The 5,098-nt window shown below is 67.9% G+C and carries 5 protein-coding genes; 1 reads left to right on the forward strand and 4 read right to left on the reverse strand.

The window, feature by feature from the left end; genetic code table 11:
- From J7E68_RS12580 to J7E68_RS12590, 3 genes are all read right to left on the reverse strand, one after another.
- On the reverse strand, positions 1-864 hold an 864-nt coding region (locus tag J7E68_RS12580; protein WP_215173092.1), incomplete at its 3' end, for an ABC transporter permease.
- Positions 865-898: 34 nt separating this feature from the next.
- The gene (locus J7E68_RS12585) at positions 899-1,903 is read right to left on the reverse strand and encodes an ABC transporter permease (protein WP_215173095.1); all 1,005 of its coding nucleotides are present in this window, start codon (positions 1,901-1,903) and stop codon (positions 899-901) included.
- 86 nt (positions 1,904-1,989) lie between these two features.
- On the reverse strand, positions 1,990-3,663 hold the full coding sequence (locus tag J7E68_RS12590; RefSeq protein ID WP_215173098.1) for an ABC transporter substrate-binding protein: 1,674 nt from the start codon (positions 3,661-3,663) through the stop codon (positions 1,990-1,992).
- 169 nt (positions 3,664-3,832) lie between these two features.
- Here J7E68_RS12590 and J7E68_RS12595 point away from each other — a divergent pair, with 169 nt between their 5' ends.
- Positions 3,833-4,753 carry a sugar kinase gene (locus J7E68_RS12595; RefSeq protein ID WP_215173100.1) on the forward strand — a complete coding sequence of 307 codons (921 nt, stop codon included), beginning with the start codon at positions 3,833-3,835 and terminating at the stop codon, positions 4,751-4,753.
- A 42-nt stretch (positions 4,754-4,795) separates the two neighbouring features.
- Here the strand turns inward: J7E68_RS12595 and J7E68_RS12600 are convergent.
- On the reverse strand, positions 4,796-5,098 hold a 303-nt coding region (locus J7E68_RS12600), incomplete at its 5' end, for an SIS domain-containing protein (protein WP_215173103.1).

A 5,098-nucleotide genomic window follows, 5' to 3' on the forward strand; every position in this document is an offset into this window, starting at 1 on the left:
CAGCCACGGCGCGATGGCGAGTTCCGCCTGCGCGTAGGTGAGCATGCGACCCCACTCGGCCGTCTCGGGGCGACCGCCGCCGAGCCCGAGGAACGACAGCGCGGCCGCGTCGATGACGGCGGTCGCGAGCGTCAGCGTGCCCTGCACGATCACGGGCCCGATGGCGTTGGGCAGCACATGCGACATCGTGATCTGCCCACGTCCGAGCCCCAGCGTCTGAGCCGAGAGCACGTAGTCGCTCGAGCGCTGCTGCAGCATCGACGCACGCAGCAGGCGCGCGAAGATCGGCACCTGCGACGCACCGATCGCGATCATCACCGCGAAGGGCGTCTGGCCCAGGATCGCGGCGATCGAGACCGCCAGCAGCAGGTTCGGCACCGAGAGGATGATGTCGACGATGCGCATGATGAGCGTGTCGACCCAACCGCCGAAGGTGCCGGCGAGCAGCCCGAGGATCATTCCTCCGACGAGGCCGAGGGCGGTCGAGATGACACCGATCAACAGCGACGCCTGTGCACCCCAGATGAGCTTGGAGAGCACGTCTCCGCCGAAGCGGTCGAGACCCAGCGGGAACTCCGGCAGCTCGCCGGGCCCGGGGATGTTCGTCGGAGTGATGTACTTCGCGCCGGGCAGAGCCGTCTCGGGGTACGGCGCGAGCACCGGGGCGAGAACCGACACGAGCACGAACAGCAGGACGATGCCGGCGCCGATCCAGGCCGTGGGGTTGCGCCGGATCCGGCGGAACACGTCATGCCAGAAGCCGCCGGGCCCTTCCTTGAGTCCGGCCTGGCCGATCGCGACGGTGTCGACGACCTCGCCGCTCGCCGCAGATGGCCCCTGCGCGGGTGGGAGCGAGATGGTCATGACGCCACCCCCTTTCGGAGAACGAGACGGGACATCACTGCACCCGCACTCTCGGATCGATGAAGCTGTACGACACGTCGACGGCCAGGTTGATGAGCGCGTAGGCGATCGCGATGAAGATGATGAACCCCTGCAGCACCGGGAAGTCCCGGGTGAAGATCGCCCTCGCGAGGAACGAGCCGATGCCCGGGAACGCGAAGACGGTCTCGGTGAGCACAGCCCCCGAGATCAGGAGCCCGGTCTGCAGACCGATCGTCGTGATCACGGGCAGCATCGCGTTGCGCAGGATGAACCGGCTGCGCAGCGTCGAGGAGCCGACGCCCTTGGCCCGGCCCGTGCGCACATAGTCGGCGTTCTGCACCTCGAGCACACTGGCCCTGGTGATGCGGACGATGATCGCGAGCGGGATGGTGCCGAGCGCGAGCGCCGGGAGCACGAGGTGCATGAGTGAGTCCCATGAGGCGTCGAACTCGACGGTGATGATGCCGTCCCACACGTAGAAGCCGGTCGGATGCGTGGCGTCTATTCGCGGGTTCTGCCGGCCGTCCGAGGGCAGCCAGCCCAGCTGCACCGCGAAGACGTACTTCAGGATGAAGGCGAGGAAGAACACCGGGATGGTGATTCCGACGAGGCTCAGGACGACCGACGCGTGGTCGGTGAACTTGCCGTGACGGCGAGCGGCCCAGTACCCGAGAGGGATGCCGATGCCGACCGCGAAGATGAGCGCGAGGACACTCAGCTCGATCGTCGCGGGGAAGCGTCGGAAGAACTCCTCGGTCACGGGCCGGTTCGTCTGGATCGAGGTGCCGAAGTCCCCCTGCAGGAGACGGCCGACCCAGATGAAGTACTGCTCGATGAGTGGCTTGTTGAAGCCATACAGCTCGTTGACTCTGGCGATGGCCTCGGGCGTCGCCTTCTCACCGCGAAGGGCGACGGCGGGTCCGCCGGGAAGGGCCCTGACCCAGGCGAACAGCAGGATGCTGAGCCCGACCAGGGTGGGGATGAGGAAAAGCAGTCGCCTGCCGATGGTGCGCAGCAAAAGGTCTCCGTTGATCAGAAGGTACGCCGGGCCCGGGTCTCCGCGACGAGCGCGGAGACCCGGGTGGGCATCTCAGTCGGTCAGACCTACTCGGTGAGGACGATGTCCGTGAAGACCTCGTCGTTCACCGGGCTGGCGGGGTAGCTCTCGACGCGCGGGTCGAACGCCAGGGTCGGTGCCGGGTGCGCGAGCGGGACGCCCGGGATGAACTGCGCGACCATCTCGTTGATCTCCTCGTAGAGGGCCGTCTGGTCCTCGAGGTTCGAGACGCCACGTGCCTCGTTCAGCTTCTGGAACAGCTCGGGGTTGTCGAAGCCCCACTCCGAGCTCTGCTGGCCGAAGAAGACGCCGACGAAGTTGTCGGTGTCGTTGTAGTCGCCGGTCCAGCCGAGCAGGTGGATGCCGTGGTCGGACGTGCCGGTGGTGCGGTCGAGGTACTCGACCCACTCCTCCGAGACCGGGGTGGTCTCGACGCCGACCTCGGAGAGTTGCGACGACAGCACCGTGAAGATCTGCTCGGGGTCCGGCATGTAGGGCCGCGAGACGTTGACCGGGTAGTTGAAGGTGAGCTTCAGCGGGTTGGCCTCGTCGTAGCCGGCCTCGGCCAGCAGCTCCTTCGCCTTCTCGGGGTCGTAGTCGTAGGTCGTGACGTCGGGGTTGTATCCGTTGACGACCTCGGGCACGAACTCGATCGCCTTCTCGGTGCCCTCGGGCAGGACCTGACTGATCAGCGCATCCTTGTCGACGGCGTACGAGAGGGCCTCACGGACCTTGGGGTCCTGCAGCTCGGGCACGGCCTGGTTGAACGCGAGGTAGAGGATCGTGAACGGAGGACGCGACACCATGGTGAAGCCGTCGTCTTCGAGAGCCTTGGTGTCGGCGGGGCCGACGAGGTCGTACCCGTCGATCGAGCCGGACTCGAGAGCCTGGCGACGAGCGGTCGGATCGTCGATCGTGCGGAAGATGATCTCGTCGATCTGCCCGGTGTCACCCCAGTAGTCGTCGTAGGCCGTGAGCGTGACCTGCTCGCCCGGTGCCCACTCGTCGAACTGGAAGGGGCCGGTGCCGACGGGGTGACCCATCGCGTACTCCGACAGCACGGGAGCCTCGGCCGAGCCGCTGACGTCGTCTGCACCGAACTCCTGCAGCGCCGAGGGGCTCTGCATCGAGAAGGACGGCAGCGAGAGCGACGCGACGAAGCCGGCGAACGGCTTGTTCAGGTCGATCGTGACGGAGTAGTCGCCGTCGGGCGTGCACGACTTGTAGACCGCGTCCACGGGGTTGTCGGCGTAGCCCTTGAAGAGCTTGTTGTAGTAGTACCCGAATGCCTCGGATGCCGCGAGACCGGTCCAGTTGAACCAGCGGTCGAAGTTCGCGCAGACGGCCTCGGCGTTGAACGGCGTGCCGTCGTGGAAGGTGACGTCCTCTTTCAGGGCGAAGGTGTGGCTCATGCCGTCTTCGGACGATTCCCACGACTCGGCGAGGAGGGGGGCGGGGTCGGCCGTTCCGGGCTCGGTGCCCACGAGGCCCTCGAACATCTGCCGAGAGACGCGGAAGCTCTCGCCGTCCTGGGCGAATGCCGGGTCGAGGCTGGCGGGGTCCGAGGACGCAGCGAAGACGAACGTGCCGTCGACATCGCCGGCTGCCTCCCCGCCGTCGTCGCCGCGCTCGCTGGCGACGCATCCGGAGAGGACCAGAGCGGCGAGTGCCGCTCCGGTGACGGCGATGAGACCTCGCCGACGCATGACTGTGTGGTGCATTGTGTGACCTTCCTGTCGAGCGCTGCTGTGCGCGTTCCGAAGACATCGTCGACTTCGGAAACGGTGATTCCTTGAAACTACCCAGTGCGCAGACCGATGCCAAACACCTGCAGGTTTCATTCCTGTTACGGATGTCCGGCGGTGCGGCCGATCGGGTACTCTCCAGAGCGTGCCCGACACGTCTCCCCTCGCCGTCTGCGTCGGCGAGGGCCTCGTCTCCTTCGTCCCGGCCACCGCGGCCCCTCTCGAAGATGCCCGAACCTTCCACCGCTCGCTCGCCGGAGCCGAGTGGAACACCGCCATCGCGCTGGCATCCGCCGGCATCCGCACGGCGGTCGTCTCGCGCGTCGGAGACGACGGCTTCGGCCGCTTCCTCACCGCGGAGCTGCGCCGGCACGAGGTCGACGACTCGGCCGTCGAGGTCGACGGCGAGCTGCCCACCGGGCTCTACGTCAAGGAGCTCTCGCCCCGGCCCGACGGCTCGATCGACGGGAGCATGCACTACTACCGGTCGGGCTCGGCGGCGTCGGCGATGTCGCCGGCGACTCTCGCCGCTCCCCCGGCCTCGGCGCTTCTCGCACAGTCAGCGCTCGTGCACACCTCGGGCATCACCCCGGCTCTCTCGGACTCGGCACGTGCCGCTCAGGACGCCCTGTTCGATGCCTCCCGTGGCGAGCGGATGCTCAGCTTCGACGTGAACTGGCGCCCTGCGCTCTGGCGCGGACGCGAAGCCGAGGGACGCGCGATCATCGCGGACTACGTCCGGCGTGCCGACGTCGTCTTCTGCACCCGGCCGGATGCCGAGGCTGTGTTCGGCACCGCCGAGCCCGATCGTCTGCGAGAGCTGTTCCCCGAGCCGCGGTATCTGCTCGCCACGAGCCCTGTCGGCGCGGTGGCGTTCGATGCAGCAGAGCGCACCGACAGCAGGTCGCTCGACGTGCCCGTCGTCGAGTCGATCGGGGCAGGAGACGCGTTCGCCGCCGGGTTCCTCGCGGGCGTGCTCAGCGGGCTCTCGCTCACCGGCAGCCTCGCGCGCGCTCACAGGATCGCGACCAGGGCGCTCGTCAGCACGCGCGACCACATCGACTGACCCCGGCGCGCCGGGGCGCCGCCCGCTGTCGATCGAGGTGGATCAGCGGCGGCGGCGCGGTGCGGCAGCATCGTGGGTCAGCTGCAGCGGGATGACGACGGGTTCTCCTCGATGCTGGACGACCCGCACGAAGAGGATGTCGACCAGCGCCAGCTGTGCGATGCGGCTCGACATCGCCGCCATCCGGAACGGCGATTCCTGCGCGTACGTCAGCAGCGAGATGTCGGCTGCGAGCGCGAGCGTGGAGTCCGGGGCGCTGGTGATCGCCACGGACAGCGCGCCGGCGTCTCTGGCGATCTCGACCGCACGGACGACCTCGTGGGTCTCACCGCCGTGCGAAAACGC

Source organism: Microbacterium sp. ISL-103 (assembly GCF_018613995.1).
Lineage (GTDB): Bacteria > Actinomycetota > Actinomycetes > Actinomycetales > Microbacteriaceae > Microbacterium.

What these genes read in the sequence shown, in the direction of transcription:
- J7E68_RS12590 (WP_215173098.1), bottom strand. Translation starts at nt 3,663, where the DNA reads ATGCACCACACAGTCATGCGTCGGCGAGGTCTCATCGCCGTCACCGGA.